At 59.9% G+C, this 24,819-nt stretch carries 22 protein-coding genes; 14 read left to right on the top strand and 8 right to left on the bottom strand.

Annotated elements, in window-relative coordinates; all coding sequences use genetic code 11:
- Positions 1-299 precede the first annotated feature (299 nt).
- The 6 genes from NW846_RS04000 (at position 300) to NW846_RS03975 (ending at position 4,328) form a co-directional block, all read left to right on the top strand.
- Entirely contained in the window at positions 300-1,106 is an 807-nt protein-coding gene (locus NW846_RS04000; protein ID WP_414515368.1) for a DUF4394 domain-containing protein, read from the top strand.
- Positions 1,107-1,404: 298 nt separating this feature from the next.
- Positions 1,405-1,986, top strand: a complete 582-nt coding sequence (locus NW846_RS03995) for a sigma-70 family RNA polymerase sigma factor (protein WP_414515366.1) — start codon at positions 1,405-1,407, stop codon at positions 1,984-1,986.
- Positions 1,983-2,726: an anti-sigma factor domain-containing protein gene (locus NW846_RS03990; RefSeq protein ID WP_414347573.1), complete on the top strand. Its 744-nt coding sequence runs from the start codon at positions 1,983-1,985 to the stop codon at positions 2,724-2,726. Before NW846_RS03995 ends, NW846_RS03990 begins: the two co-directional genes overlap by 4 nt.
- Positions 2,727-2,957: 231 nt before the next feature.
- Positions 2,958-3,179 carry a DUF2839 domain-containing protein gene (locus NW846_RS03985; protein WP_011428983.1) on the top strand — a complete coding sequence of 74 codons (222 nt, stop codon included), beginning with the start codon at positions 2,958-2,960 and terminating at the stop codon, positions 3,177-3,179.
- Positions 3,180-3,215: 36 nt separating this feature from the next.
- Positions 3,216-4,043, top strand: coding sequence for a carbon-nitrogen hydrolase family protein (locus NW846_RS03980; RefSeq protein WP_011428982.1), 828 nt, complete (start codon positions 3,216-3,218; stop codon positions 4,041-4,043).
- Positions 4,044-4,052: 9 nt separating this feature from the next.
- Positions 4,053-4,328, top strand: a complete 276-nt coding sequence (locus tag NW846_RS03975) for a glutaredoxin family protein (RefSeq protein ID WP_011428981.1) — start codon at positions 4,053-4,055, stop codon at positions 4,326-4,328.
- Here NW846_RS03975 and NW846_RS03970 read toward each other — a convergent pair.
- Complete coding sequence (locus tag NW846_RS03970; RefSeq protein ID WP_414347568.1) at positions 4,314-7,799, bottom strand: DNA polymerase III subunit alpha; 3,486 nt, start codon at positions 7,797-7,799, stop codon at positions 4,314-4,316. The two genes, NW846_RS03975 and NW846_RS03970, sit on opposite strands and share 15 nt — an antisense overlap.
- 118 nt (positions 7,800-7,917) lie before the next feature.
- Here NW846_RS03970 and selD point away from each other — a divergent pair, with 118 nt between their 5' ends.
- The 3 genes from selD (at position 7,918) to NW846_RS03955 (ending at position 10,867) form a co-directional block, all read left to right on the top strand.
- Positions 7,918-8,976 carry a selenide, water dikinase SelD gene (gene selD / locus NW846_RS03965; RefSeq protein WP_099812628.1) on the top strand — a complete coding sequence of 353 codons (1,059 nt, stop codon included), beginning with the start codon at positions 7,918-7,920 and terminating at the stop codon, positions 8,974-8,976.
- Positions 8,977-9,088: 112 nt separating this feature from the next.
- Entirely contained in the window at positions 9,089-9,589 is a 501-nt protein-coding gene (locus tag NW846_RS03960) for a hypothetical protein (protein WP_011428977.1), read from the top strand.
- Between the two features lie 165 nt (positions 9,590-9,754).
- Positions 9,755-10,867, top strand: a complete 1,113-nt coding sequence (locus NW846_RS03955) for an ABC transporter permease (RefSeq protein ID WP_414347564.1) — start codon at positions 9,755-9,757, stop codon at positions 10,865-10,867.
- Positions 10,868-10,921: 54 nt separating this feature from the next.
- Here the strand turns inward: NW846_RS03955 and NW846_RS03950 are convergent, their stop codons facing one another.
- Positions 10,922-11,851, bottom strand: coding sequence for a hypothetical protein (locus NW846_RS03950; RefSeq protein ID WP_414515363.1), 930 nt, complete (start codon positions 11,849-11,851; stop codon positions 10,922-10,924).
- 337 nt (positions 11,852-12,188) lie between these two features.
- Here NW846_RS03950 and NW846_RS03945 point away from each other — a divergent pair, with 337 nt between their 5' ends.
- The gene (locus tag NW846_RS03945) at positions 12,189-12,746 is read left to right on the top strand and encodes a hypothetical protein (protein WP_011428973.1); all 558 of its coding nucleotides are present in this window, start codon (positions 12,189-12,191) and stop codon (positions 12,744-12,746) included.
- 183 nt (positions 12,747-12,929) lie between these two features.
- Here the strand turns inward: NW846_RS03945 and NW846_RS03940 are convergent, their stop codons facing one another.
- Complete coding sequence (locus tag NW846_RS03940; protein WP_228375382.1) at positions 12,930-13,877, bottom strand: hypothetical protein; 948 nt, start codon at positions 13,875-13,877, stop codon at positions 12,930-12,932.
- Between the two features lie 155 nt (positions 13,878-14,032).
- On the opposite strand from NW846_RS03940, the gene NW846_RS03935 reads away from it, so the two are divergent.
- Positions 14,033-14,770 carry a HEAT repeat domain-containing protein gene (locus NW846_RS03935; RefSeq protein WP_099884399.1) on the top strand — a complete coding sequence of 246 codons (738 nt, stop codon included), beginning with the start codon at positions 14,033-14,035 and terminating at the stop codon, positions 14,768-14,770.
- A 98-nt stretch (positions 14,771-14,868) separates the two neighbouring features.
- Positions 14,869-15,981 (top strand): tRNA 2-thiouridine(34) synthase MnmA, encoded by a 1,113-nt coding sequence (gene mnmA, locus NW846_RS03930; RefSeq protein ID WP_414515360.1) that lies wholly within the window; start codon positions 14,869-14,871, stop codon positions 15,979-15,981.
- A 58-nt stretch (positions 15,982-16,039) separates the two neighbouring features.
- On the opposite strand, the gene NW846_RS03925 is transcribed toward mnmA, so the two are convergent.
- The 4 genes from NW846_RS03925 to NW846_RS03910 all read right to left on the bottom strand — a co-directional run bounded on the left by NW846_RS03925 (position 16,040) and on the right by NW846_RS03910 (position 21,186).
- Positions 16,040-16,834 (bottom strand): glycerophosphoryl diester phosphodiesterase membrane domain-containing protein, encoded by a 795-nt coding sequence (locus NW846_RS03925; RefSeq protein WP_414515358.1) that lies wholly within the window; start codon positions 16,832-16,834, stop codon positions 16,040-16,042.
- A 125-nt stretch (positions 16,835-16,959) separates the two neighbouring features.
- A complete protein-coding gene (locus tag NW846_RS03920) occupies positions 16,960-17,667 on the bottom strand; it encodes a hypothetical protein (protein WP_414515357.1) in 708 nt (235 codons plus the stop codon).
- 65 nt (positions 17,668-17,732) lie between these two features.
- The gene (locus tag NW846_RS03915; protein ID WP_414515355.1) at positions 17,733-19,028 is read right to left on the bottom strand and encodes an FAD-dependent oxidoreductase; all 1,296 of its coding nucleotides are present in this window, start codon (positions 19,026-19,028) and stop codon (positions 17,733-17,735) included.
- Positions 19,029-19,077: 49 nt separating this feature from the next.
- Positions 19,078-21,186, bottom strand: coding sequence for a protein kinase domain-containing protein (locus NW846_RS03910; protein ID WP_414515352.1), 2,109 nt, complete (start codon positions 21,184-21,186; stop codon positions 19,078-19,080).
- A 349-nt stretch (positions 21,187-21,535) separates the two neighbouring features.
- Between NW846_RS03910 and NW846_RS03905 the strand changes: the two genes are divergently transcribed.
- Positions 21,536-21,889 carry a DUF6464 family protein gene (locus NW846_RS03905; RefSeq protein WP_071813485.1) on the top strand — a complete coding sequence of 118 codons (354 nt, stop codon included), beginning with the start codon at positions 21,536-21,538 and terminating at the stop codon, positions 21,887-21,889.
- Here NW846_RS03905 and NW846_RS03900 read toward each other — a convergent pair.
- Complete coding sequence (locus tag NW846_RS03900) at positions 21,886-23,340, bottom strand: BCD family MFS transporter (protein ID WP_414348258.1); 1,455 nt, start codon at positions 23,338-23,340, stop codon at positions 21,886-21,888. The two genes, NW846_RS03905 and NW846_RS03900, sit on opposite strands and share 4 nt — an antisense overlap.
- A gap of 382 nt (positions 23,341-23,722) precedes the next feature.
- Here NW846_RS03900 and NW846_RS03895 point away from each other — a divergent pair.
- The coding region (locus tag NW846_RS03895) for a hypothetical protein (RefSeq protein WP_414515351.1) at positions 23,723-24,819 on the top strand (1,097 nt) is incomplete at its 3' end.

The raw sequence follows: 24,819 nt of genomic DNA, 5'->3' as shown, positions 1-24,819 counted from the left end.
CCGTCCAAACCTCTCCATCCTGAGCATCCAAGCAGGGAGGATGGGAGTAATTGCTACAGAAGCGCCCCACGCGCTCCCCTTTGGGAAGAACAATTGGCCTTCCCCCTCAATGGAAGGGCAAAAGCGGATTCTCGGCTGGGGGATGGGATCCCTCTAGCCTGCCTTTCTAGCGGCAAAAGAGAGTGCTGCTTGCCGCAGCAATCTGTAGCCACCTGTCTTGTGGCGCAGAGGGGTGTTTTGTTGTCAACAATCCTGACACCGACTGAGACAATTTGTCAATTTTTTAAGGAGCATTTTCCATGCGCAAGCACCTGCAGTGTGTGGCCGTATCTGTGGCAGCCGGTAGCTTAGCTCTGCTGGGCTGCAGCAACAGCAATGCTTCTCCGATGGCGATGATCCCCTCCCAAGCAGATTTGGTGGCCCTGGGCAGCGGCAACCGCCTCACCTTCATCCGCTCCACCGATGCCTCGGTACAGGGATCCCTGACGGTGACGGGGGTGAGTGGTAGTTTGATCGGTATTGATGTGCGTCCTGCCAATCGCCTGCTCTACGGCCTCACCGACGCCAACATCCTCTACACCATTAACTTGCAGACCGGCGCCGCTACGGTGGCCAGTACCCTGTCGGTTCCCTTTACGGCGGGTACGCTGTCCGGCATGGATTTCAACCCCGTTCCGGATCGGCTGCGCCTGGTGGGAGCCAACGGCCAGAACTTCCGCATCAATGTGGACACGGGCGAAGTGATCCAAGATAGACCTTTGGCCTTTGGCCCAATGGAACTGCAGGGATCCCAGCCGGCCATCACCGCCGCCGCCTACACCAACAATGTGGCGGGTGCCCAATCCACGCGGCTGCTGAACATCGACGGGCAACGGAACCTGCTGGTGTTGCAGAATCCCCCCAACGATGGGGTTCAGGTGCCCATTGGCCCCCTGGGGGTGAACTTCGGCCCTGTGGGCGGGTTTGACATCCGTACTGCTGATGGAGTGGATACCGGCTTTGCCATCGGCGGCTCCACCTTGTATCGAATTGACCTCAACACCGGTCGGGCCACATCCCTGGGCACCCTGCCGGGTGGGCCGTTCTTTGGCTTGGCCGCCCTCTAGGAAAGCCGATTCCCATTTGCCTATCTAAATCAAGGTTAATCAACATTAATCAATGTTTTGGATTCATTGATTTGGAACCAATTGTTGGAATCGTTTTGAGATCGTTGCTGCTGTTGATCCTTGACCCGGCCCGATCCCAGCTCAGGATTGGGCCTTCTATCTCCCCTTAGCTCGGGGTTGACCTCCGCCTATGCAGACGATAAATTATGAGAGCCGCTGCCCTGCTTGGATTACTCTGGGCGATGCTTGTGCCTCTGCAGTTTCTTTCTCTTTTCCATCCCGTTTCCTCTTCCCGCTCATGAAGATCGAGGGTGACAAAGCTGAGGGATCCCTGCAGGAAAAAACCGATGCAGAGGTGTTTGCAGCCCTAAAAGCAGGCCGGTCACAAGCTCTGGCCATTCTCTACGACCGACATGCCGGCTTGGTGTACGGAATTGCCTGCAAAATGCTGGGCAACACTGCCGAAGCCGAAGATCTCACCCAAGATATTTTTTTGAACTTGGCCCGTTCCTCCTTTGATCCCAGACGGGGATCCCTGCGCACCTACCTGAGCATCTTGGCTCGCTCTCGCTGTTTGGATCGGCTGCGCTCTTGGCGCAATCGACAGCGATCCCTGGAACGGGGCAGAGTGGAATTACAGGGCGATGCCGCCGAGGATCCGGCCCTGGAGCAGTTGGCCGGGGCAGAGCAGGCGGTCGAGGTGCAAACGGCTTTGGCCCAGCTATCTGAACATCAACGCCAAATCCTCAAAATGGCCTATTACGAAGGCATGAGCCAAACAGAAATTGCCAAGCAATTGAATCTGCCTTTGGGAACGGTTAAAGCCAGAGCCCGCCGAGGCTTGCTGCGGCTGCGCGAGTTGCTGGGAGGCGCCCCATGAAAGCCGAGTCTGTGTCTCCCGAAGAACTGCAACTGTGGCTGGCCGGCTACGTGCTGGGGGATCTCTCCCCGGAAGAGGCCGACCGCCTGGAAGCGGTGCTCAAGCTGCGCCCGGAGCTGCAGCAGGAGCTGCAAGCCCTGCAACAGACCCTGGAAAGGGCCTACGGCGTCGAAGAGAAGCAACCTCCCCCCGCGCTGCGGGCTTCTCTGCTGCAAGCCTACACAGAGCCGGCGCCCAAACCCCTCTCCACGACAATTCAGGGATCCCCTCGCTGGCGGGGCCTGGCGGCATTGGCAGCAGGGTTAATCGTGGCTTTGGGACTGGGGAATCTCTACCTGTGGCGCAGGCTGCAACTGGCCCAGACGCAAGGGATCCCGGTCGAGGTGGTGGCATATGAATTGCAACCGACGGCAGAAAACGTGACTGGCTCGGTTACGGTGGAGGTGGATCCGCAGCGCTTGCAGGGGAGGCTGGTAGCCCGCGGTTTGCCGCCGCTGCCGGAAGGCCGCGTCTATGCGCTCTGGGTGGTGCTGGAGCCGGAAGCGCCCTTCACCAAAGATAGGGCGGGGGCGATCCTCACCACAGCTTTCCGGGTGGATGCGGCGGGAAACCAAGAACAGGAGCTGCGCTTGCCACCGGTGTTCGCATCCACAGAATGGGTGCGGGCAGTGGCCATTACCGAAGAAGACGGCAGCCGGCCCCAAGAGCACCAGGGATCCCCTCTGTGGATTTCCGGCTAGCGGGAGCAGTGGCCAACCAACATAGGTTCGTCGGCGGAGGCAAGACATGGATCTAGCCAGGATCCCTCTGCTTAAGCGACTGGCGGAGCACTCTCGCCGATGTGGATCGGCAAAACAGGGATCCCGAGCCACCCTGCCGTTGGGAAAAGTTGTGGGCGCACCGGAAGCGTAACAGCATTAAGATGATGGTCACTACCCCGGCACAGCAAAAGCCAACTTGGAGGCCACCCTATGGGCGAAGCCAAGCGCCGCAAAACCCGAAACAGACCGACTCCCGACCAAGAGCTGCTCTTTCCCCAGCTCAAAGACATTCCTCTCACCAAAGCCCAAGCCCGCACGATCTACAATTGGACAACTCGAGGCGCTTGGGCCGGCATTATTCTCCTGGCCATTGTCTGGGTGGTGGTGCGATTTGTGGGGCCTGCCCTGGGCTGGTGGCACCTGGTGGGCTAGCCGGCTGGATCCCTTGAGTCTCCTTGGAGTTTTCCTATGCGATCCTACTTGGCAGCCGCCCTGCAGATGACCAGCACCCCCGATCTGGCCGGCAACTTGCAACAGGCAGAGGAGTGGATTGACTTTGCGGCGCGCCGGGGCTGTGAGCTGGTGACCTTGCCGGAAAACTTTGCCTTCATGGGGCCGGAGGAAGAAAAAGCCCGCCTTGCGCCGGAGATTGCGCAGCGGGCCGAAGAGTTTTTGGCCAAGATGGCCCAGCGCTACCAGGTGTTTGTGCTGGGCGGGGGATACCCGGTGCCGGATGGACAGGGCAAGGTGTACAACACGGCGGCCCTCTACAGCCCCGAGGGCAAGGAGCTGGCCCGCTACCGCAAGATCCACCTCTTCGACGTCAACCTGCCCGACGGCAACACCTACCGCGAGTCGAACACGGTGGTGAGCGGCAACGAGGTGGTTGTCTGCCAGGAGGAGCGGCTAGGCACCCTTGGTTTGTCGGTCTGTTACGACGTGCGCTTTCCTGAGCTATATCGCTCCTTGGTGGATCGAGGGGCAGAAGTGTTGTTGATCCCCGCCGCCTTTACCGCCTACACGGGTCGGGATCACTGGCAGGTTTTGCTGCAGTGTCGGGCCATTGAAAACACCTGCTACGTGATCGCCCCCGCCCAGGTGGGCACCCACTACGAGCGGCGACAATGTCATGGCCACGCCATGATCGTGGATCCCTGGGGGACGATCCTGGCGGATGCCGGCGGCGAAAAACCAGGAGTGGCCATTGCCGAGATCGCCCCAGAGCGGCTACAGCTTATCCGGCGGCAGATGCCCTCGCTGCAACACCGCCGGCTGGCCTGTGCCGTTACTCCCTAGGGATCCCCTATGCCTTGGCCGCCGCTGATTCTCTACAGCAAGCCCGGATGCCACCTCTGCGAGGGCCTAGCGGAGAAATTGCGGCAGATCCCCGAAATCGGCGAGCTGGAAATCCGCGACATCACCGCCAACCCCGCCTGGTGGGAGCGCTACCACCTGGAGGTTCCCGTGCTGAAGGTGGCCGGGGATCCCGAACGGCTTTTGCCTCGCCCCTCGCCGCGGCTGACGGCGGCGCAGTTGCGCGCCTGGCTGGGACAACAGTTGGGTTGCCTATCGGGAGGCTAGCGCTTCGCTGCGGGCGGTATAGCCAGCTTGGCGCAAAGCTGCCACGGTGGCCTCGGCATCTTTAACCCAAAATTGGGATCCCAGCCTCACCCAGAGCGTGTGGGGAGGGGCGACGATGGCCGCCACAACAGGGATGCGATTTTCTTCCTTGGCTTCCGAACGTTGGCGGGCAAGCAATGTTTGCAAACGGTATCGATCCTCCAATGTCCCAGCCGAGTCCAGAGGGAGTTCCACCGTAACCCAACTCACCGATTCAATCGGCTGTAAGTCCTCGACAATCAATTGCACCTGTTCATCCCGCTGATCCACCTTGGCCCAGATAAAGAGCCGTTGATCCACCTCCAGACGATGGCGCAAACGTTCGTAAGTTTTGGGGAAGATCACCGCTTCGCAACTGCCGGTGAGATCTTCCAGTTGCAAAATGGCCATGCGATCCCCTCTCTTGGTGGTTACCGTTTTAATGGCGGTCAGCAGGGCCAGAATGCCTACAGAAGTATCGGCTGCGTAGCCGCTCAAATCGGAGAGGTTAACAGGAGCCAACAGCCGCGCCTGCTCTTGAATCCGCCGCAGCGGGTGATCCGAAACATAAAAGCCCAACAGCTCCCGTTCTAGCCTTAACTTTTCTTGCGGTGGAAAATCTTCAGTTGCAGGCCCCCGCGGAGCTTCAATAAATCCCTGGTCGTTGCCCAACAAATCAAACAGGCTGGCTTGGCCAATGGCTTTGGACTTAGCCTGCTCCGCTGCCCAATTGAGGATGGGATCCAGATCCGCCATTAGCTGTTTGCGGTTGCCGGAAATACCATCAAAAGCGCCCGCACAGATCAACGACTCGATGGCGCGGCGGTTGACCACGCGCAGATCCACCCGCTGGCAAAAATCGGCCAAAGAGGTGAAGGGGCCTCCGGCCTGGCGGGCAGCCAGAATGTTTTGAATCGCCCCCTCGCCCACATTCTTCACTGCTCCTAGACCAAACAAAATGCTGGATCCCTGAGGGGTAAAGTCCAGGCCAGAACGGTTGATATCCGGCGGCTCAATTTGGATCCCGATCGACAGGCAATAGGTGATGTAGCGCTGGACCTTGTCTTGATCCCCTCCCACAGAAGAAAGCAGCGCCGCCATGTATTCTGTTGGATAATTGGCCTTGAGATAGGCTGTCTGGAAAGTAATCAGTCCATAGGCCGTAGAGTGGGATTTGTTGAAGCAATACTCGGCAAAAGCAACCATTTGGTCAAATAGCTCCGTAGCCACTTCCTTGGCCACACCTCGCTCTACTGCCCCTCGGACGAATTGCTCCCGGTGTTTCTCCATCTCGGAAACTTTCTTTTTTCCCATCGCCCGCCGCAATAGATCAGCCTGGCCCAGGGTATAGCCGGCCATGTCCTGGGCAATGCGCATGATCTGTTCTTGGTAGAGAATGGCGCCATAGGTATCTTGAAGGATTGGCTTGAGGAGATCGTGGGCGTAGGTTACCGGCTTGCGGCCATGCTTGCGATCGATAAAGTCCGGGATCATGCCCGTATCCAATGGCCCTGGCCGGTAAAGAGCTAAGACCGAGGAAATATCTTCCAAGTTGGAAGGCTTGAGCTCTCGCACCACCTGCTTCATGCCGGAAGACTCCAGTTGGAAGATCCCTTCCAGCTCTCCTTTTTCCAAAAGTTGGTAAGTTTTCTCGTCGTCCAATGGCAGGTTATCCAGGTCGATAGTGACCCCTCTGTGCTCTCGAATCAGCTCCACGGCCCGCTGGATCATCGTCAGGTTGCGCAGCCCCAAAAAGTCCATCTTCAACAGGCCCAGAGACTCGATATCTTCCATCGAGTACTGAGTAATAATTTGGCCTTCGTTGTTGTATTGCAAGGGCACGATCTCATCTAGAGGATCTTTGGAGATGACCACGCCGGCAGCGTGAACCCCAAAGGTTTTGTTGGTGCCTTCCAACAGGCGGGCCAGCTCGATCCAGCGGTGAGTGGTTGGGTCTTTCTCGTATTTTTCTTTGAACTCTGGAGCCGGCGTGTTCTCGCCGATCATCTCCTCCAATTTTGCCGGTTTGCCCCGCGAGACCGGGATCAGCTTTGCCATTTTGTCGGCTTCGGCATAGGGAATATCCAGCACCCGACCGACATCTTTGAGAATGGCCTTAGAAGTCATGCGGTTGAAGGTGATGATCTGGGCCACTCGCTCCTGGCCGTATTTGCGGGTTACATAGTCGATCAGCTCTCCCCGCCGCTCGATACAGAAATCGGTATCGATATCCGGCATCGATTGCCGTTCTGGGTTGAGAAAGCGCTCGAAGAGCAACCCATATTTGACGGGATCGATGTTGGTAATCTGCAAAGCATAGGCCACCAGGGATCCGGCTGCCGAACCGCGGCCCGGGCCCACCGGGATCCCGTGTTCGCGAGCATAGCGAACGTAGTCCCAGACCACCAGGAAATAGCTGGAGAAGCCCTTTTGTTGGATGATATTCAGCTCAAAGCGCAGGCGCTCCTGATAGTTTTCCGGAATCTGATCTGGATAGGCGACGCCGCAGCGTTTCGCCAGGCCCTGCCAGGCCAATTCGGTGAGATAGCTATCGGCAGAATGGCCCGGCGGAACCGGATAGTCGGGCATGCGCGTTTCCCCAAATAGGTCATAGCCCTCGATCTTTTCCAGCACCTTGAGAGTGTTGGCAATGGCTTCGTCGATCACCTCCTGCTCCAGGTGATCGCGGCAGAGGCGGCGCATCTCCTCCGGGCTTTTCAAGTACTCTGTGCCGCTGTAGCGAAGGCGGTTTTTTTCGGTGAGGGATTTGCCTGTTTGGATGCAGAGCAAAGCATCATGAGCCTCCACATCCCAACAGGAGATGAAGTGGCTATCGTTGGTGAGGATGATCGGGATCCCTAATTCGCGAGCAATGCGCACCAATTGCACATTGACAAAGCGGTCTTCTCGATAGCCGTGATCCTGAATCTCGATGTAGTAATCATCTCCAAACTTTTCCTGATACCAGGCGGCAACTTGGCGGGCAATTTCTGGCCGCCCCTGCAAAATGGCCTGGGGCACCTCCCCGGCCAGGCAGCCGCTGGTAACGATCAACCCCTCTTTGTATTGCGCCAAATACTCTTTGTTGATACAGGGCCGAGCGAAGATCCCCTTGCCTTGAACGCCTTGGAGATGGGAAATGGTGGTCAGCTTGACCAAGTTTTTGTAGCCCTGGGTATTTTTGGCCAAAACCACTTGGTGATACTTGGGGTACTTGCGGCTTTTGTCTCGAATATCGCCGTTGATAACATACATCTCATTGCCGATGATCGGCTTGATCCCTTTGCTTTTACACAGTTTCACCAGCTCGATGGCCCCGTACATAACGCCGTGATCCGTCAGGGCCAGCCCCGGCAAACCCATCGCCACCACCTGCTCAATCAGAAGCGGCAATTGGCTGGCGCCATCCAAGAGGCTGTACTCGCTGTGCAAGTGCAAGGGAACAAAGGCCATGGCAAGGCTACAGATAGAAGGATCTTTCTTACCTTAACTCGGTGTGCCCATTTCCCGGCTGCCTGCAGGTGTGGCTACAGTGAGATCAATCAAGCTTGTGTTTTCTCCTTTTGCCTAAATGGACACTCCCCTTCGCCTCACCCAGTACTCCCACGGCGGCGGCTGCGGCTGTAAAATCGCCCCGGCGCTGCTGCAGCAGATTCTCAAAGAGCTGCCCCTTTTCTGGTCGGATCCGGCGCTGCTGGTGGGATCCGAGACCAGCGACGATGCCGCCGTCTACCAACTCAACGACGAGCAGGCCCTGATCCTGACCACCGACTTTTTCATGCCCATTGTGGACGATCCGGTGGATTTTGGCCGCATCGCCGCCGCCAACGCCCTTTCCGATGTTTACGCGATGGGGGGCACGCCCATTCTCGCCCTGGCCATTTTGGGCATGCCGGTCGACAGGTTGCCCCTGTCGGCCATTCGGGAGATCATGGCCGGGGGAATCAAGGTCTGTCAGGAAGCCGGGATCCCTTTGGCCGGGGGGCACTCCATCGATTCGCCCGAGCCCATCTTCGGCCTGGTGGCGGCAGGGCTGGCCCACCCGCAGCACATCCGCCGCAACGCCACCGCCCGGCCCGGCGACGATCTCATCCTCACCAAGCCGCTGGGGATCGGGGTGATGACCACCGCCCTGAAAAAGGGCCAGCTCAGCGCGGCAGGCTACGCGGAAGTTTTGCAGGTGATGACTCAGCTCAACCGCATCGGCCCGCAACTGGCGCAGCGAGCCCAGGTTCGCGCCCTAACCGATGTAACGGGGTTTGGCCTTTTGGGACATCTGCTGGAAGTCTGCCGGGGCTCGGGGGTGAGCGCCGAGCTGGATTTGGCTGCCATTCCGTTTTTGACCGAAGCGCTCTCCTTAGCTGAAGCTGGGATCTTCCCCGGCGCAGCCCGGCGCAACTGGCAGGGCTATGAGGGAGTAGAGGCCAACTCTCTGCCGGAGTGGCAGCAGTTGCTCTTGTCGGATCCGCAAACCAGCGGCGGCTTGCTGGTGGCGGTGGATCCCGCCTACACCGCAGAGCTTTTGCAAGAGCTCCACAGCGCCGGCTACTCTTACGCCCGTCGCATTGGCCGCTGCCAGGCCGGCGAAGGGATCGCCATCCGGGTTGTCGGCGAGATGCCGGTAGCTTGAGTGAAGCCTATATTCGGCCCTCTCCTGCCAATATGAAGATTCGGTCAAGCAGAGCTGCGAAAGTTGAAGATCTCATGTAAGGGTAAGGGGAGCTGAGATATCTTAAAGGGGTATGAACGAGCCCTCTCCCAACAGCCATAGCCTGGTTCAGTGGGTTGAGCCAGGTCAACTGATTCGCAGCCTCAGCAGTGGCCAATTGCTGATGGTGGATCCACAGCGGCCCAACGCCCTGATCATCTGCAAGACGTTTCATGCCGAGTTTGCCGGGCCGGGGGCTGCGGTCGGGGGGCCCTTGGATGTGGATTCGAGCGGCGTGCTCCCCATTGGGGATGTGGCTCTGTTGCATCCCCAGGGCTATCAAGAGCGGCAAAATGCCTATGCCAAGCGGCTGCACTGGATGCGCTGGCTGCAGCAGATCACCGATAATCCTCTGCCGGCCCAGCGGGCGCGGGTGCTGCTTTTTAGTTTGGAGGAATTTTTCTCTGCCGATTTGGTCAGCCAGTTGCCGGATGACATTTTGGCGCGGCTGGTCGGGGTGCTGCCGCAGACAATCGCCGCAGCTCGGATGGAAATGATGCCCCTCTACAGCCCCAGCTATTCCCTGGCCGGCTGAGCCGTCTTGGGGAAGAAGGGAGAGGGGAGCCTGAGTTGGGGCTGTTCGGGATCGGAGTAAGAGACCTAGACTACAGAAATCAGGCCTTCTGGCTCTCTGGATTTGATTGGAAAATAAGCGCGGTATCGCTACCCTGAAAGCTCGCCCAACCGGGATCCTGGCCTCATGCAGTGGTGGAAACGGCTTCGCCAAAATCGCTGGGCTCAAGCAGGAGCCTACATCCTCCTCGTTTTCTATACTTGCGCCATTTTTGCCGAGTTTGTCGCCCCCTACAGCCCGCTGGAATCGCAGCCGGGGGGATCCCTTCTGCCCCCCACCGCCATTCACTTTTGGGACGAGTCGGGGGCTTGGCTGGGACCCCACGTTTATCCAACTCGCCAGGGGCCGGTGGATCTGGAAACGGGCGAACGTCCGCTTTTGGTGGATACCAGCCGTCCCGCCGGGATCCGCCTGTTTGTGGCCGGCACCCCTTACCGTTGGTTGGGTTTGATCCCCTGGGATCGACACCTATTCGGCACTGTCCCTCTGCGGACGGAGGAAGGGCTGCCCGTAGCGCGGCTACACCTGCTGGGCACGGACGATCAAGGCCGCGACTACTTCAGCCGTCTGGTCTACGGTGGGCGCGTCAGCCTGTTCGTTGGCCTGGTGGGCATCGGCATCTCTTTTCCCATCGGTCTGCTGGTGGGGGCCATATCCGGCTACTTCGGCGGCTGGGTGGATACGCTGCTGATGCGGCTGACTGAGGTGTTGATGTCGATCCCGACGCTGTATTTGCTGGTGTCGTTGGCGGCGGTGTTGCAGGTGAACCCGCTGACCGGTGTGCCCTTCAGCAATGCCGAGCGCTTTTTGGTGATTGTGGCCATCCTCTCTTTGGTGGGTTGGGCGGGCTTGGCCAGGGTGATTCGGGGGCAGGTGCTGTCCTTGCGGGAGCGAGACTTTGTGCAGGCGGCGCGGGTGGCCGGGGCCGGATCCCTGTATCTGCTGGTGCGCCATATCCTGCCCCAGACCACCACCTACGTGGTGATCTCGGCAACCTTGGCGGTGCCCGGCTATATCGTGGCAGAGTCGGTGCTGAGCTTGATCGGCCTGGGGATCCAACAGCCGGATGCCTCGTGGGGGAACATGCTGTCGCTGGCCACCAACGCTTCGGTAATCATTCTGCAGCCCTGGCTGGTGCTGGCCCCCACCCTGATGGTGGTGCTCACCTCCCTGTCTTTTAACTTGCTGGGAGATGGCCTGCGAGATGCCCTCGACCCGCGGGATCCTGATCTTCGCTGAGGAGAAGTTGCTTCCTGGTTTGCCGGCTGTAGAGGCAATGGGGCGGCCTGCCGTTCACCGTTTCCCGTCGGGATAGAGCCGGTTGAGCCCCTTGCGAGCCTTGGCATGGACGTCCAGGGTGGTATCCATCTTCAGGATCTGGCGGTAGACTTGCTCGGCCCGGGCGATTTCCCCCTCCTGCTCCAACTTCTCGGCCAGCTTGAGCAAACTTTGGGCCGAGGGATCCGCCAAAGAGCCCTGCTCCTGCAGTTGCCGCAGCTCTTCCAGGCGCTCTTGCACCATCGGTCGCAACAGCCAGGAATCGTCCAGATCCAACACTTCTCGGTAGTAGCGCTGGGCCTCTTTGAAGTTCTTTTGCTCGTCGTAGGCTTCCGCCAGTTGCAAAGCCAGCTCCGCCGTGGGCCGATCCTTAAACTGGCGATGCAGTTGGTTCAGCCGCCGCAGGAAGGGGGATCCCTGCTGCGGGTTTTTCAAATCCGGCGCGTGTTGAACCGGCAAATAGTTACTCCTCTCCGCCGATTGTTGAGGGGAAGGGGCAGGCTCCGCGGCCTGAGGTCGAAGGGGCGTTTGCCGGCTGATGCTTTTGGGGTCAATGGGGGTGGGCTTGTAAACCCAAATTGGCTGATCCGGAGGAGATGCGGGTGGGGTTGGGCGTGGGATCGGCTGCGGCAAGGGAATGGTCTTGCGATCCGGCGGTTCAGGAGATGGCTGCTTCAGCTCCTCAAGGGTGCTGGGAGGTTTGGGGGCCTGAAATTGAATCGCTTTGGGAGTCTCCCTGCGCTCTTGGGCCAATTCTCGGTACAGAGCGGCCAATTGCAGGTACCCCGCTTCTTCGTAGGCGGTGGCCAGCCAACGGGCATTCTCTGGGCTGGGATCCGCACGATAAGCCCGCCGGAGCAACTGCAAAGCAGTGCCGTAGTTGCGCTCTCGAATGGCTGCCCGTCCCAAACTCGCTGAGCTGACCCCGATGGTATCGCTGGCCATAGTCCCCCATCTGTCTTGGCGCCGACAATAGAGCTAAGAGTCAAGGCTGAGCTGCTGATAATTCATGTTTTCCAAGCCAGCCACGTGGGTTGACGCTTGCTTAATATAACTGGATTCCTTGGCCATAGCATACCCTCACCAGCCGGGATGTTATCTGCTCGGACAGCTCCCTCTTGTTGAGATCTCTCGCTTTATATCAATTCAATGTCGATATTGAGGGTGGGATTGGATTGAGATCTGGATGCCAAGTTAACTTTCGGGCTAACTTGTAGTCAGAGCTTCAGCAGCAACAGGTTCTGACGCCAACATGATCCAAGACTTTCGAGAGCGGTACCCTATGGGCAGTTTGCTCACCGATCTGTTGCGGGTGGAAGAAGGGATCTACATCGTCAAAGCCCAGGTGGTGGTCAACAACACGGTTCTGGGCAGTGGTATTGCCGGCTCCAACACAGTAGAAGAAGCAGAAGATGCTGCGCTGAAGCGCGCTTTAAACCACGCAGGATTCGGTCATTCCACAACTTCCCTGAGCTTGGGGGTGGATTCTGCTGCCGCCAGGATGCCCTACCTGCCCACTCCTGACTTGGCCAATGGGCGCACCCACTCTTCTGCTGCCCCTCAAGCTCCTGAGTCGATAGGGATCCCGGCGAAGCCGACTTCCCCAGAGTTGCCCAATCTGAGCGAGCCAGGGGCCTATGGAGATGATTTATCCGACATCATTGCTCAAACAGATGTCGAGATGCAGCGTATTGGCTGGGGCCGCAAGGAAGGACAAGAGTTCTTGGAGCGTCGCTTCCAAAAAAAGTCGCGCCACCAACTAAATGAGGCCGAACTGCGGGAGTTCTTGCGCTATTTAAAACAGCAGCCGTCCCGCCTCAACAGCGAGCCCCGTTTTTGACTTTTCCAGACTCCCTCGCTCCCGGCCCCTCTCCCAGAGGGAGTCCCCCCTCACCCCCAGCCCCTCTCCCAGAGGGAGAGGGGAGTTAGACTTGACCTTGGAAAAATCCCTTGCCCAAAGACAGGAGACTGCATCAAACCGCCAGTCTCTCTGGTGTCTCGTTGTGTTCTGGAATAGCCACGGCTAGGGCGCACCCACGATCACAGTGGTGTCTTGCATTGTCTTCACGACGGTCTCGCCTCCTTCCGAGAGCACAACCCGTCGCTCCGGCACCGACACTCCGGCCACCCTGGCAGTTTGGTAGTTTTGCCCGGCCTGCACCACAGAAGGAATGACGCCTGGGCCGGAAACCAAAGCAAAGGATTCGCCACCAATCTGGATCATCCCAGAAACCTGCACGCTGCGGGCAAAGGCCGCCGGGTCACGAGTGGGGGTCGGGAGCGGCGTGGTCACTGCTACGGGCACTTCGCCACCATTGCCGGGCGGCGGCAGCTCCGGCGGCGGAGGTAGAGGTGGCAGGTTAAGGGTTGGCTCAGGGGCACGCACGTTTTGGGGCACAAAGGGATCCGCCCGTCCCGCCCCACTCAAGGCCCGCTGGGTTTCCTGCTCCCGATCCACCGGTGGGATCAGGCTGGAGGCGGCTTGAGTGGTTTGCAAGAGGGAGGGCACAAGCGGGGGCGGAGGTTGGTCGGGGGCAGTCTGGCCAAAACCTGGAGGCAGGCTCGCCGTTTGTTGCCGGGCAAGAGCCTGCATCTGGCTGGCTCCGCGGGCCAGAGTAGCGTTCATATCCTGTTCCCAACGGCCTGAGGCGTTGAGCCGCATAACTACAGGGCTGCTGCCGCCGCGCGACTCCACCCAGATCTCGGCTTCTGTGTCGCTCAGCCGACGGGAGCGGAGGATGCGGGATCCCGGGGGCAAGAGGGGCTGCAGCGCCAGCTCCGCTTCGGGAACCGCTTGTTCGTTGGCCAACGCAGAAGACAAACGAGGGGACAAGCAGACCAGGCCCCCTGCCGACAACAAGAGGATCCCAAGTGAGAACAGTTGGCGAGCAGGTAGAGATTTCAGCATAGAGACCACCGGGAGAGAGCCTCGCATCACCAAAATAGCCAAAATCTTGGGGATGGGGCTCAATCGAGCTGCTTTTTTCGACAACAATGCTAGGATTTCCAATCAAAGCCTCAGCCCCTGTCAATAGAGATCCCGACCGGCGTAGGCAAAGCCGGCCCCTATCTGAGCGCAGCCCAATTTGCCATAATGAAGAGAGACTGTAAAAATTTGTTAACGCCATGACTGTCTCTGCTTTGGATCCTGTCAACCCCGCTCGTCTGGAGGAGATTGCCGAGCGGCTGCGCAGCCCGCGCCCTGCGGATCGCATGGTGGCCTTGGCGCAATTGCGGGATGTGCCAGCAGAGCAGGCGGTGCCGCTGATTTTGCAGGTCATCGACGACGAAAACCTGCAGGTGCGCTCTTTTGCCGTGTTTGCCTTGGGGATCAAGCAGACGGACGCCTGTTTGCCCAAGCTGCTGGAGATTCTCACCCAAGACCCGGACTACGGCATTCGCGCCGATGCGGCAGGCGCCCTGGGCTACTTGGAAGATCCGCGGGCTTTTGAGGCGCTGGTGCGTGCTTTTTATGAAGATGTGGAGTGGCTGGTGCGCTTCAGCGCCGCCGTGGCCCTGGGCAACCTGAAGGATCCCCGAGCCTACGACGTATTGCTGCGGGCGTTGGAGGGGCCGGAAGAGCTGCTGCAGCAGGCGGCCATTGCTGCTCTGGGAGAACTGGGGGATCTGCGGGCGTTGGATCACATCCTGCGGTTTGCCCAGTCGGAAGATTGGCTGGTGCGGCAGCGGCTGGCCCAGGCCTTGGGAAATCTGCCTTCGCCCAAGAGCGTTTCCGCCCTCAACTATCTGGCCAAAGATCCCCACGATAGCGTTGCCGCGGCGGCTTTGGATTCGCTGCGGCGGCTGCGCCAAAGGGGCTTCCCGGAACCGGGATCCCGGCCAGCCGATTCAGAAGCAAGCTAAGCTGAAGATCTGGGTTCGGCCTGATGTAGGGACGGGGTTCTCGGAGGGCTCCGTCGAGGATTTGCCGGCCTTTGGTTTTCCTGATCCTCTGCTCTGCGATGGCTACCAGCCCCTATCCTCTCGTTGCTCCAGAAATAGCCGGCTCCCCCTCTCGGCCTCGCATTGTGGCGGCTCTCTCTGGGGGGGTAGACAGCTCCACGGTGGCGGCCATTCTCCACGAACAGGGCTATGCCGTGGAGGGGGTGACTCTCTGGCTGATGCGGGGGAAAGGCCAGTGCTGCACCGACGGCCTGGTGGACGCCGCCTCCATCTGTGAGCAATTGGGGATCCCCCACCATATTGTGGATAGCCGCGAGCTGTTCCAAGCCAACATTGTCGATTACCTGGTGGCCGGCTATGCGGACGGGATCACACCGCTGCCCTGCTCGCAATGCAACAAGCTGGTGAAGTTTGGTCCCTTGCTAACCTATGCCCGCGAGACCCTGGGCATCTCTCAGATTGCCACCGGCCACTACGCGCGGGTACGTTTCAACAGCGAGCTGGGGCGATATCAACTGCTGCGGGCGGTGGATCGGCAGAAGGATCAGTCTTATTTTCTCTACGACCTCAGCCAAGAGCACCTGGCCCACAGCCTCTTCCCCTTGGGCAACTACACCAAGGCCCAAACCCGCCAGATTGCCGCGCGCTACGGCTTGGTTACGGCAAATAAGCCCGAAAGCCAGGATCTGTGCTTGATCGAGACCTACGGCTCGATGCGCAACTTTTTGGATCAGCACCTGGGTCAAAGGCCGGGGGAAATTGTCGATACCCAGGGGCGCGTGCTGGGATCCCATCAGGGCATTCACCACTACACTGTTGGCCAGCGCAAGGGGCTGGGCATTGCCTCTTCCCGCCCGCTCTATGTAGTGCGCATCGATGCGGCCATGAACCGCGTGGTGGTGGGGGAACGGGAAGAAGCCACCCAAGCCGAGGCCTGGGTGCGGCAGGTGAACTGGGTCTCGACCCCTGCGCCGGACGAGCCCTTAGCGGTAGAAGTGCAGGTGCGCTACCGTACCCCCCCAGTGCCCGCCATGGTGATCCCGGAATCGCCAGAGCGGGTAAAGCTGCAGTTTGCCGAGCCGCAGTTTGGGGTCACTCCTGGCCAAGCCGCCGTCTGGTACCACGGGGATCTCCTGCTGGGGGGAGGGATCCTGGAGCGCCCTTCTCCCTAGGCCAACTGCAACTTCCCTCTCGCCAGGGGGGAAGGATTGGGGGTGAGGGCAAGCCAAACTACGCTGCTTGCGCTTGCAGCTGCTGCAGGGATCGGAACAGGAGCACCGTGTAGACATTGAAGATAGGCGTGACTGCCGTGAAAGCGGCAAACCCGACCACAACTGCTAAGAGAGCTACCACAGGCGCCCAAACCAGAAGCGCAAGTCCTATGATGTCGGTATTACCCCCAGTTACAACTGCAGCTAGGGTAGCTCCCAAGATCGCCACAACAAAAGGCAAAAGCAGGATTGAGATGCCGAAGATCAAAACCACGACCAGGAATGCCCAAAACACCCCCCACCAACGGCCCCTGACCAGGTTCCAACTGTAGCCCAACCCTTCTGTGGCACCCTTGTTCTCCAGGGCAATTGCGCAGAGGGTGAAAGCTAGCCTTACCCGGCAATAGATGCCGGGAAACACAAACAGCTGCATCCCTAGTGAGGAAATCAGATTCACCAGGAGGCTGCCGAATATCAGAGGCACTGCCTTAGAGAAAGCCTGATCCAAGCTATTGCCCAGCAAGGGAGTTCGCTGCTTCAAGTGCTGATCCACCAGCCAAAAGGCTGCTCCTGTCAAGATGGGCGCGCCGACTAGGACATAGGCCAGGAGGAGCAAGGAGAGGATCATCCCGAGGGAAGGTGAGGTCAGACCTACAACGAAGAACGCGATATGGCTAGAAGAGGTCAGGATCAGCAGCGGCCAGTAGATGGGACCTACCAACTCAAACGACCGCCGCAAGAGCAGAATCGGGCTAAGGGTGGCGCTTTGCATGGCAGAGGGATCCTCGTGGGCAGCCCAGTCCACCCCCTTCATACCACGGGATCTCACCTAGGACATCTTGGGTTGAGCCGAAATCCCAAAAAGGGATCCCTTCTCATCTCAAAGCTAGGCACGGGGAGCACCCTTTTTGCTATCCCCAATGGGGGCAAAAGCGGAAACTAGGAGGCTGCTTGCCCCTTCAATCGTTGCAGGGATCGGAACAGGAGAACCACATAGACCCAGAAGATGGGCACAACGGCTGTGGCAGCGGCAGTCCTAACTACGTTCACCACAGAGTCGCCAAAATCAGCCACAACTCTACTGACAAGTACAACTATCAATCCAACCCCAAAACCGAGAATAAAGCCCCCAATCAGAAGGGCCCAAAACACGCCCCACCAACGACCTTTGACGAGATTCCAACTGTAGCGCAGCCCTCCTGTAGTTCCTTGATTTTCTAGAGCAATGGCACAAGGTGTGAGGGCCAGCTTAACCCCTACATAAATGCCTGGAATGATCAGAAAGATGGAGGCAAGGCAAGAGAGGAGTGCTGCTAAGAGGGTGCTCAGAACTAGAGGCACTGCCTTCGAGACCGCTCGGTTGAGGCTGTTGCCCAGCAGGGGAGCTTGCCGCTTCAGGTGCTGATCCACCAGCCACAAGGCTGCTCCGCCTAGGATCGGTGCAACAACAATGAAGAGGATCCCCCCGAGAAGTGGGATCAGCTCCGCGACGATGAGAATGACAAAGCCAGGAGAAGCCAGGATCAGCAGCGGCCCATAGATAGGGCCTACCAGTTCCAGCGAGCGCTGCAAAAGGGAGAAGGGGTTGAGGGTAACATTCTGCATAACAGAGGGATCCCTGTGGGCGACCAAGTTCACCCCCTTCATACCACGGGATCCCGGCTTTGTTGCTGGGAATAGGCTTAAGAAAGTCTGTATTGCTTTGTACAGATTTACGCCGATTTTTGGAGAATCCACGCCGCTGCCTGTTCGCCGCTGCGCAGGGATCCCTCGAGGCTGCTCTGGTGGGTGTATTCCCCGGCCCAAAGGAGGCCCGGCAGGCCGCTACGGGTGGGAACCAAATGCTGCTGGAAGCCAGGCGGCTGCACAAACTGGGCAAAAGGGATCCGGTACACCCGCAGCAGGCGCCATTGTTCCAAGGGGGCTTTGGGAAAATAGGTCTGCAGCTCGGCCCGGCAGGCTTGGGCCAGCTCTTCATCGCCCAGAGGGGGATTTCCCAGCACCGTCACCGAATAGAGGTGCTGGCCAGCAGGAGCCAGCGCCGGGCTGAGGTGGGTGAGCTGCACCCAGTGGTTGATCCAGCCTTGGCCGCCGGCGTTGAGGTACAGATAAGGGCCGCGAGTTAGGGAAAAGGGGGCGCAGAAGTAAAGGCAGGTCACCGCTCGTCCCTGGGTGGGGATGGGTACAGCGGCGTGGGGGCAGAGCTCCGCTTGCCAGGCCCGCGCTTGAGGAGCATCGGTGGCGCAGACCACCCACTCGGCAGGGATCTCCTCGCCGTCGGCGGTGCGGATCCCGCGCACTTTTCCCTCTTGGACGAGGATGCGCTCCACCGGGGTTTGGTAGCGGATCTGCTCTGGGGCAAGGTGGCCGGCCAGTTGGCGGGCCAGTTCTCCCATACCCAAGGCCGGGGTGACGATGGCTCCCTCGGCCATCATCTTGAAATAGAAGGCCAAGAGGCGGGCGCTGCTGGCCAGCTCCGGATCCAAAAGAATGCCGCGGAAAAAGGGGTAGAAAAAGTGCTGGCAGATCTTGGCGGAGAACCCGTACCTTTCCAGAAACTCCCGCACCGAACAATCGGATCCCCCCAGTCCTTCTTGGAAAACCTGCTCCGGGGTGCGCCGCGCCAGCTCTGCCCGCAACTGCAGCACCTTGAGCTTGTCGCCAAAGCTGGCCAAGGGGTTGAGCAGGGAAGGAAAGATACTGGACAGATCCCGCAGGGGATCTCCCAACAGCCAGCAGCGACCGGGTTGGGCCAACATGGCTCCCGGACGGTAGGGACGGGGATCGAGCTTGCCCAGATCCAAATGCTGTCGCACTTTGGGATAGGCGGTGAACAGCACCTGAAAACCGCGATCCAGGCGAAAGCCATCCACCTTGTCGGTACGCACCCGCCCCCCAGGGCCATCGCTTTTTTCCAAGACGAGAACATCCCTCTGGCCCGCTTGGGCCAGCACCTTGGCGCAGGTCAAGCCGGCCAGCCCCGCCCCGATAATGACTACTCTGCCCATGCTCTGCCGGGATCCCTCCTCCGTCGAGTATTCTACCTGGCTTGATTCCTCAAGGCTGAGTCCCCTTCTCCGCTTCAGAGGCGGGATGTTCTGGCCCCCAGATGCGAATGGCGCCATCGGCGCCGCCGCTGAGAAGGGTCTGACCATCGGGGCCGAACAGCAGAGCGCTCACCATCCAGGTCTGGCCGCCCAGAGTGCGCAACTCTTTGCCGCTGCGCAGATCCCAGAGTTTGATCTGCTGGGCGCGGTGATCGGTGCTGCTGGCCAGCAAGCGACCATCGGGGCTGAGGGCAAGGGTGGCCAAGCCGGATAAGGGCTGGGGCAGGGTGCGCTCCCGGGATCCCGTGCCCACGTTCCAGATCCAGATGCCGGAAGCGCTGGCGGCGAGCAAGTGGCGGCCATCGGGGCTGAGGAGCACCTGCTCGATGGGGTAGTCGGCTTCGAGGGTTTTCAGCAACGCTCCACTCCTGGGATCCCAGAGATAGACGGCGGGATTCCCATTGGCAGCCACCAGGATCCAGGGCGAGCTCCCTTCTTCCGCCAACCCAGAGGGAGCAAAGGCCACTGCCGTAATGCCTGCCCCTTGGGTAACCGGGTAGGCGGCGCTGTCGATGGTGCGCACCAACTGGCCGTCCTCGGCTTGCCAAAGGCGGATGGTGCGGTCGGCGCTGCCGCTGGCGATCCAACGGCCATCGGGGCTGATGGCGACGCTGTTGATCAAGTCGGTGTGTCCTTGCAATTGCAGCCGTGGCACCCCCTCCCCCGACCGCAGGGCGGGATCCCCTAGAGCAGCCAGATCCCAGACCCGCACCGTCTTGTCTGCCCCTCCACTCACCAAAAAGGTGCCATTCGGGCTGATGGCCAGCGTCTCAATCGAGCCTTCGTGGCCTGTCCAGCTCTGCAGTAGTTGGCCGGCCTGGGGATCCCAAAAGCGGATGACGCCGTCATCCCCCCCGGCAACCAGGAGATTTCCATCCGGGCTGATGGCCAGGGCGGTGATGGCGGCGGGACCTTCCAGCTTGGCCTTGAGCCGTAAGGACTTGGCCCAATCTGCCAAGTCGAGGGCAGGGCTTCCAGTCTTGGAGGGATTGGGCGGCTGCTCTGTGAAGCTGAAGCTGTTGGGCCCAGCGGATCCCAAATTTGCCATTGTTCCCGCGGGCGGGACAGAGTCCCTAGGCACAACTGCCTTCTCTCCCCACCGGCTAAGGTTGGCCGCCAGTTGCCAGGCAGCAACTCCGAACAAAACCAGCAAAGCCGCCAGGCTGCTCCCCGCCCAAAGCGGTGGGATCCAGAAACGCGCCCGCAACGATACGGGAGAGCGCGGCGGCGTAGTCGGCTCCTGCCAGGGATCGACGGCAACAGGGTCGGGCAAGATCTCAGCGCCGGGAGAGACACCTTCTGCCAGAGACAAAGCCTGCAAGGCAGCCAGAGCTGCCGCTGCCGAAGCAAAGCGCTGCCGCGGGTCGCAACCCACCAGGCCATCCAAAAAAGCGGCGAAAGGAGCGCTGGTAGGAGCCAGATCGTGCCAGCGCAGCTCTCCCGTCAACGGATCGCGAAACAGCTTGTGGGTCGGGATCCCTGAGAGGGCTTGCAAGGCGAGGAGGCCCAAGGCATCGAGGTCGCCGCCAGCAGAGGAAGCCTCCAATCCAGAACCGGCAGAGGCCATAGCTTGGCCCAAGCCCAATACCATCCAACGGCCATCGGACTGTCGGCAGAGCAAGCAAGAGGGCCGCAAATTGCCGTGGCTCACCCCCTCACCCTGCAGAAAGGCTAGAGTCTGCAACACATCTTGCAAAAAGGCCCGCACCTCCACCTCTGACCAAAGCTGCCCTTGCTCCGTGGTCTGGCGCAGGGCCTGTTCCAGTGTCTGCCCCTGGATCCACTCTTCCACCCAGTAAAAGCCCCCTTCCTCCTCAAAATAGGCCAGCAGGCGCGGGATAGCGTCATGGGATCCCAGGCGTTCCCGCAGCGCCATTGCCTGTTGAAATCGCTGCCGGGCAGCAGAGGGCTCTTCCCCCTTGGGAGAGCGAGGTTGCCAACGCCTGATCACCACCCAGCTCTGTTCGGGGCAATGGCCATCTTGGGCCAGGTAGGTTTGCCCGCTGGATCCCAGTTCTTCTAGGATCTGATAGCGGCCAGCCAAGGTTTGCCCTACCATAAGGACTCCGGTCGCTCCAGGCAGATGTGGCTCACCCGTGGCCTATCCTCGGCCAGGCTACCAATTTTTGCTTCTGACCCATCATGCCACAGTGAGAAAACAGGGTCTAAGGTAACCCCCTCGGCAAGAGATGAGGTTTCTGGCTACTCGAGGCGGGAGAGATGGAGGTGACCTCCCTTCGGAAGAAGGAGATCTAGATCAGGCGCGAGAACCTAGGACTCAACCCTCCCCCCCAATTGGCGGCCCGCCCAAGGAAAATCCTCTACACTAAATAGAGCGAGTACAGGCAAAACCGCGTCCATCCTATTGTTTGCCGGTCTGTTCTCCAGGCTGGCCTCCCTGGCACCTTATGTCTTCTGTCAACCCGGCCTTGCCCATTCAGTGGATCGATGCGGATTCGGGAGAGGTGGTGGAGGAATGCCCCTGGGAGAGCAGCCCCCATCCGGGTACCTACATCCAACTGGCCGAGCAGCACTACCTAATTTTGGAAAAGCGTCATTCCTACCAATTGCGGCAGGGCAAGTATCACCTCTGCGGCATCCGCGCCCTCATTCGCCCGGTGAGCCCACCTCCCGAAGCAGGCCAGTTTCTGGGGGATCCCTCCTGCCGCTTCAACGCCCGCTCGCCCCTGTTGCGCTGCGCCGTCAACCCCAGCGGGCCCTGCCAGGGGTGTCGCCACTACGAGCCGGCCAAAGGGCGTTAGCTTTCCAGCTCCAGCGCCAGCACCTCGGTCAGGGCGCGGTTGGTGTTTTCCCGGAACTCGGCCACGCTCACCCGTCCCAGCAAGTACACCGCCAGCAGCATCACCGCCGCCTCCACCCCAAAGACGGTGGCATAGGCCAGCACCGAGGAAGTGGGGAAGAGGAGCCGCCCCAAATCCAGCAAGGCGCCGCCAATGAGGGTAGAAAGCGCCTGCGACATCGCCTGGGCCAGGCCCCAAGCCCCAATAAAGGTGCCGGCAGTCTCAGCCGCTGTCAAATCCAACATTAGGCTAATGGCGCCGTTGGTGGTGATCCCTGAGGCTAAGCCGAACAGGATCATACATAGCTGCAGCAGCTGCGGCTTGCCTGTAAACCCTGCGGCAATGGTCAGCCCAAAAGAAAGGGCCACCAGCAGGCAGCCCAAGCGGGCAGTCGTCTGCTTGCCCAGCCTAGGCACGATGAGAAAGCCAGTCACCACAATCCCTACCAAGACGCCTATACTCCAAAAGGCGTTGAGTTGGGTGCTCTGGGCTACCGTCATGCCAAAGACCTCGCCGCCATAGGGCTCGAGAACCGGCTGTTGGATGAACAGGCCCATGGTCATCAGGGTCAAAAAGCTAAAGAAGATCAGAGTTTGGCGGCTGGCGGTGAGCACCTTGAGGGCCGTGCCCAGGGTAATCTGATCCTCCCGCCCGGCCAAGGTGGAACGGGATCCATAGCGGGAATAGCGCTTTTCTACCCCCCAGGTAGCGATGACCCCCAGCAGGATCACCACGGCAGGAATGACGATAAAGAGGCGGTTAATCGTACTCTGGAGATTCTCTAGATCCAGGCCGCGCAGCAGCACCGCCGAGCCAATCGCCCCCCCGGCGATGCCCACCATCAGCATCGACCAGACGATCCCCACCAACTGGGAGCGGTTGTGCTCATCGGAAACATCCACCAGCAGCGCCGCAAAGGGCGTGGAGCAGGCGCTCAGACACAGCCCGTAGAGAGCAAACATCAAGGCAGCCAGAGCAATCCAGCCGTAGGTAGCCGGCGACCAGCCGCTGTTGGCAAAGCTCTGCCCCAAGCCCCACACCACCTGCACCGCCAAGAAGATGCACAGGGCAAACAACACCGATCCCAGGCGCACATAGCCGCTGCGGTGCGTCCCCAACAAAAGCTTGGCATCGGAAAGCTGCCCAAACCAGACGCGGGCTGGAGACACCAACTGGTGCATGGCCAGGGATCCCCCCACCACCGTAGCCGGGATGGCCAGCAGCTCCGGGTCGATCATGACCCGGTTGAGCACCCCCAACGTCAGCAGCGACATCATCCCCAAGCCCATCTGAAATAGGCCCAGGCGAAACATAACCAGCAAAGGCAAGGGGGGCGCCGAAGGCTGAGGCTGTGAAGAAAGGGCGGTGGCCGCCGACCCGTTGACCTCAGGATCCCGCTGAATATTGGCCATGACCTGTGATGCTTCATGCAAAAGCCCTACAGCTTTTTATGGTAGCCCAGGCAGCCGGGGATCCCGGAAAAGGTATGGGATTGCCGAAAGCGAAACCGCCGCACCGGCTCTCGGTAACCGAGTTAGGGCCGGAGCATCGTTCCCTGCTAGCCTGTTGCCGCTGGTTTTGGCGGGAGCAAGTCGCAAAATCTTTCCGCGCCGGGGTTTCTCTACTACACTGACAACTGACCTGGTGCCAAGCGAAACGGGCCTTCCTGCCGCTGCGCTCGGCAAATCAGCATTTGCAGACACAACAAACCCAATCTCGATCCTGTTTGAGACCGAGAAGCTCGTCCATAGCCAGCTTTTGCTCAAGTCGGCGAGGAATTTCTCCGGCAACCCTATGGCTGACGCAGTCCCAGTTCGGCGCTACGACCTGTTTGTGCAAGCCTCGCGGCTGCTGCAGCGTTACCGGCAGTTGACGCCGGAACTGCGTCCAATAGGAGTAGAAGTGGCCCTGGCCATCCAGTACCATCGCGCCCAGGCCGGCTCGGGATCTCTTCTGCCGGCGGTGGGATCCCCTCATGGCCTGCCTCTGCAGCAGGTGGCCCAGCGCATTTGCGACCCGTTTTACAGCAAAGTCCACCCCCTGCTGCCCACCCTGCCGGAGACGGGGGAGCCCTTGGTGTGGCCCCTGTTTAACCAAGGGGAAAACGGCCTTGTCCAACCCCTGGCGCCGAGCAAAGTGGGCGGCAAATTGGCGGAACGGCGCTGGCTTAAGGCTTGCAACAGCCAGGAGGGCATTGGTTGTCATGCTTTGGCCGCCCATCTGTGGCAGGACGAGCGTTTTCTGGCCGAAGACCGGGATCTCTGTCCTTTTCGCCTCTACGACGGGCGCTACCCCTTGAGCGTGGATCAGGGGCGGCAAACCTGTGGCTTCGACGACCACCCCTGTGGCTGGCAGGCGGGACACCCCAAAATGCTGCAGGTGGTGGGCAAGGGCAAACAGGCGGAGATTTTGCTCCCCCACTGGACTGACGCGATGTGGGCCATGCTGATCCCGCCCCATCGCCCCCTGCCCATCTATCCTCTGCTGGTGATGCTCTACTTTGGCCAGGAGACTCTGCAAAAGGGGCGCAGCAGCCTTTCGGTGGAGCAGTTTCGCCTGGATTTTCAGTTCAGCCACTCCCAACTCAAGCTGTTGTTTGACACCCACCCTGAGCACCCTCTCAATCGCCATCTGCTCGCCCTGGCTGCGCAGCCGGAGGTGGAGTGGGGATCCGCCGAGCTCCTGCCTCCTATGCCCCCCCTCTTGCATCACCCTGCTGGGGGCAAGGTGGTTTTGGATCCGGATGAGCCGCCCCAGTTTCGCAGCAGCGGGATCCCTGCCTGTGCCGGGACAGACCCGCTGATGGCAGAGCGCCGCCGTCGCCGTCAGTTGGAGCGCAGCGAACGCCACAACGAGATCTTGCACCACTTTCGCCGCTGGTTCCGCCTGGC

Origin of the sequence: Synechococcus sp. W60.3 (assembly GCF_047502615.1) — a bacterium.
Lineage (GTDB): Bacteria > Cyanobacteriota > Cyanobacteriia > Thermostichales > Thermostichaceae > Thermostichus.
The sequence above is the reverse complement of the archived record's forward strand: the minus strand, read 5'-3'. Positions and strand labels throughout refer to the sequence as shown.

What these genes read in the sequence shown, in the direction of transcription:
- NW846_RS03950 (WP_414515363.1), bottom strand. Translation starts at nt 11,851, where the DNA reads ATGGCCAGCGATACCATCGGGGTCAGCTCAGCGAGTTTGGGACGGGCA.
- NW846_RS03960 (WP_011428977.1), top strand. Translation starts at nt 9,089, where the DNA reads ATGAACGAGCCCTCTCCCAACAGCCATAGCCTGGTTCAGTGGGTTGAG.
- NW846_RS03980 (WP_011428982.1), top strand. Translation starts at nt 3,216, where the DNA reads ATGCGATCCTACTTGGCAGCCGCCCTGCAGATGACCAGCACCCCCGAT.
- NW846_RS03985 (WP_011428983.1), top strand. Translation starts at nt 2,958, where the DNA reads ATGGGCGAAGCCAAGCGCCGCAAAACCCGAAACAGACCGACTCCCGAC.
- NW846_RS03925 (WP_414515358.1), bottom strand. Translation starts at nt 16,834, where the DNA reads ATGAAGGGGGTGGACTGGGCTGCCCACGAGGATCCCTCTGCCATGCAA.
- NW846_RS03995 (WP_414515366.1), top strand. Translation starts at nt 1,405, where the DNA reads ATGAAGATCGAGGGTGACAAAGCTGAGGGATCCCTGCAGGAAAAAACC.
- mnmA (WP_414515360.1), top strand. Translation starts at nt 14,869, where the DNA reads ATGGCTACCAGCCCCTATCCTCTCGTTGCTCCAGAAATAGCCGGCTCC.
- NW846_RS03990 (WP_414347573.1), top strand. Translation starts at nt 1,983, where the DNA reads ATGAAAGCCGAGTCTGTGTCTCCCGAAGAACTGCAACTGTGGCTGGCC.
- NW846_RS04000 (WP_414515368.1), top strand. Translation starts at nt 300, where the DNA reads ATGCGCAAGCACCTGCAGTGTGTGGCCGTATCTGTGGCAGCCGGTAGC.
- NW846_RS03910 (WP_414515352.1), bottom strand. Translation starts at nt 21,186, where the DNA reads ATGGTAGGGCAAACCTTGGCTGGCCGCTATCAGATCCTAGAAGAACTG.
- NW846_RS03915 (WP_414515355.1), bottom strand. Translation starts at nt 19,028, where the DNA reads ATGGGCAGAGTAGTCATTATCGGGGCGGGGCTGGCCGGCTTGACCTGC.
- NW846_RS03905 (WP_071813485.1), top strand. Translation starts at nt 21,536, where the DNA reads ATGTCTTCTGTCAACCCGGCCTTGCCCATTCAGTGGATCGATGCGGAT.
- NW846_RS03900 (WP_414348258.1), bottom strand. Translation starts at nt 23,340, where the DNA reads ATGGCCAATATTCAGCGGGATCCTGAGGTCAACGGGTCGGCGGCCACC.
- NW846_RS03955 (WP_414347564.1), top strand. Translation starts at nt 9,755, where the DNA reads ATGCAGTGGTGGAAACGGCTTCGCCAAAATCGCTGGGCTCAAGCAGGA.
- NW846_RS03970 (WP_414347568.1), bottom strand. Translation starts at nt 7,799, where the DNA reads ATGGCCTTTGTTCCCTTGCACTTGCACAGCGAGTACAGCCTCTTGGAT.
- NW846_RS03935 (WP_099884399.1), top strand. Translation starts at nt 14,033, where the DNA reads ATGACTGTCTCTGCTTTGGATCCTGTCAACCCCGCTCGTCTGGAGGAG.
- NW846_RS03920 (WP_414515357.1), bottom strand. Translation starts at nt 17,667, where the DNA reads ATGAAGGGGGTGAACTTGGTCGCCCACAGGGATCCCTCTGTTATGCAG.
- selD (WP_099812628.1), top strand. Translation starts at nt 7,918, where the DNA reads ATGGACACTCCCCTTCGCCTCACCCAGTACTCCCACGGCGGCGGCTGC.
- NW846_RS03945 (WP_011428973.1), top strand. Translation starts at nt 12,189, where the DNA reads ATGGGCAGTTTGCTCACCGATCTGTTGCGGGTGGAAGAAGGGATCTAC.
- NW846_RS03975 (WP_011428981.1), top strand. Translation starts at nt 4,053, where the DNA reads ATGCCTTGGCCGCCGCTGATTCTCTACAGCAAGCCCGGATGCCACCTC.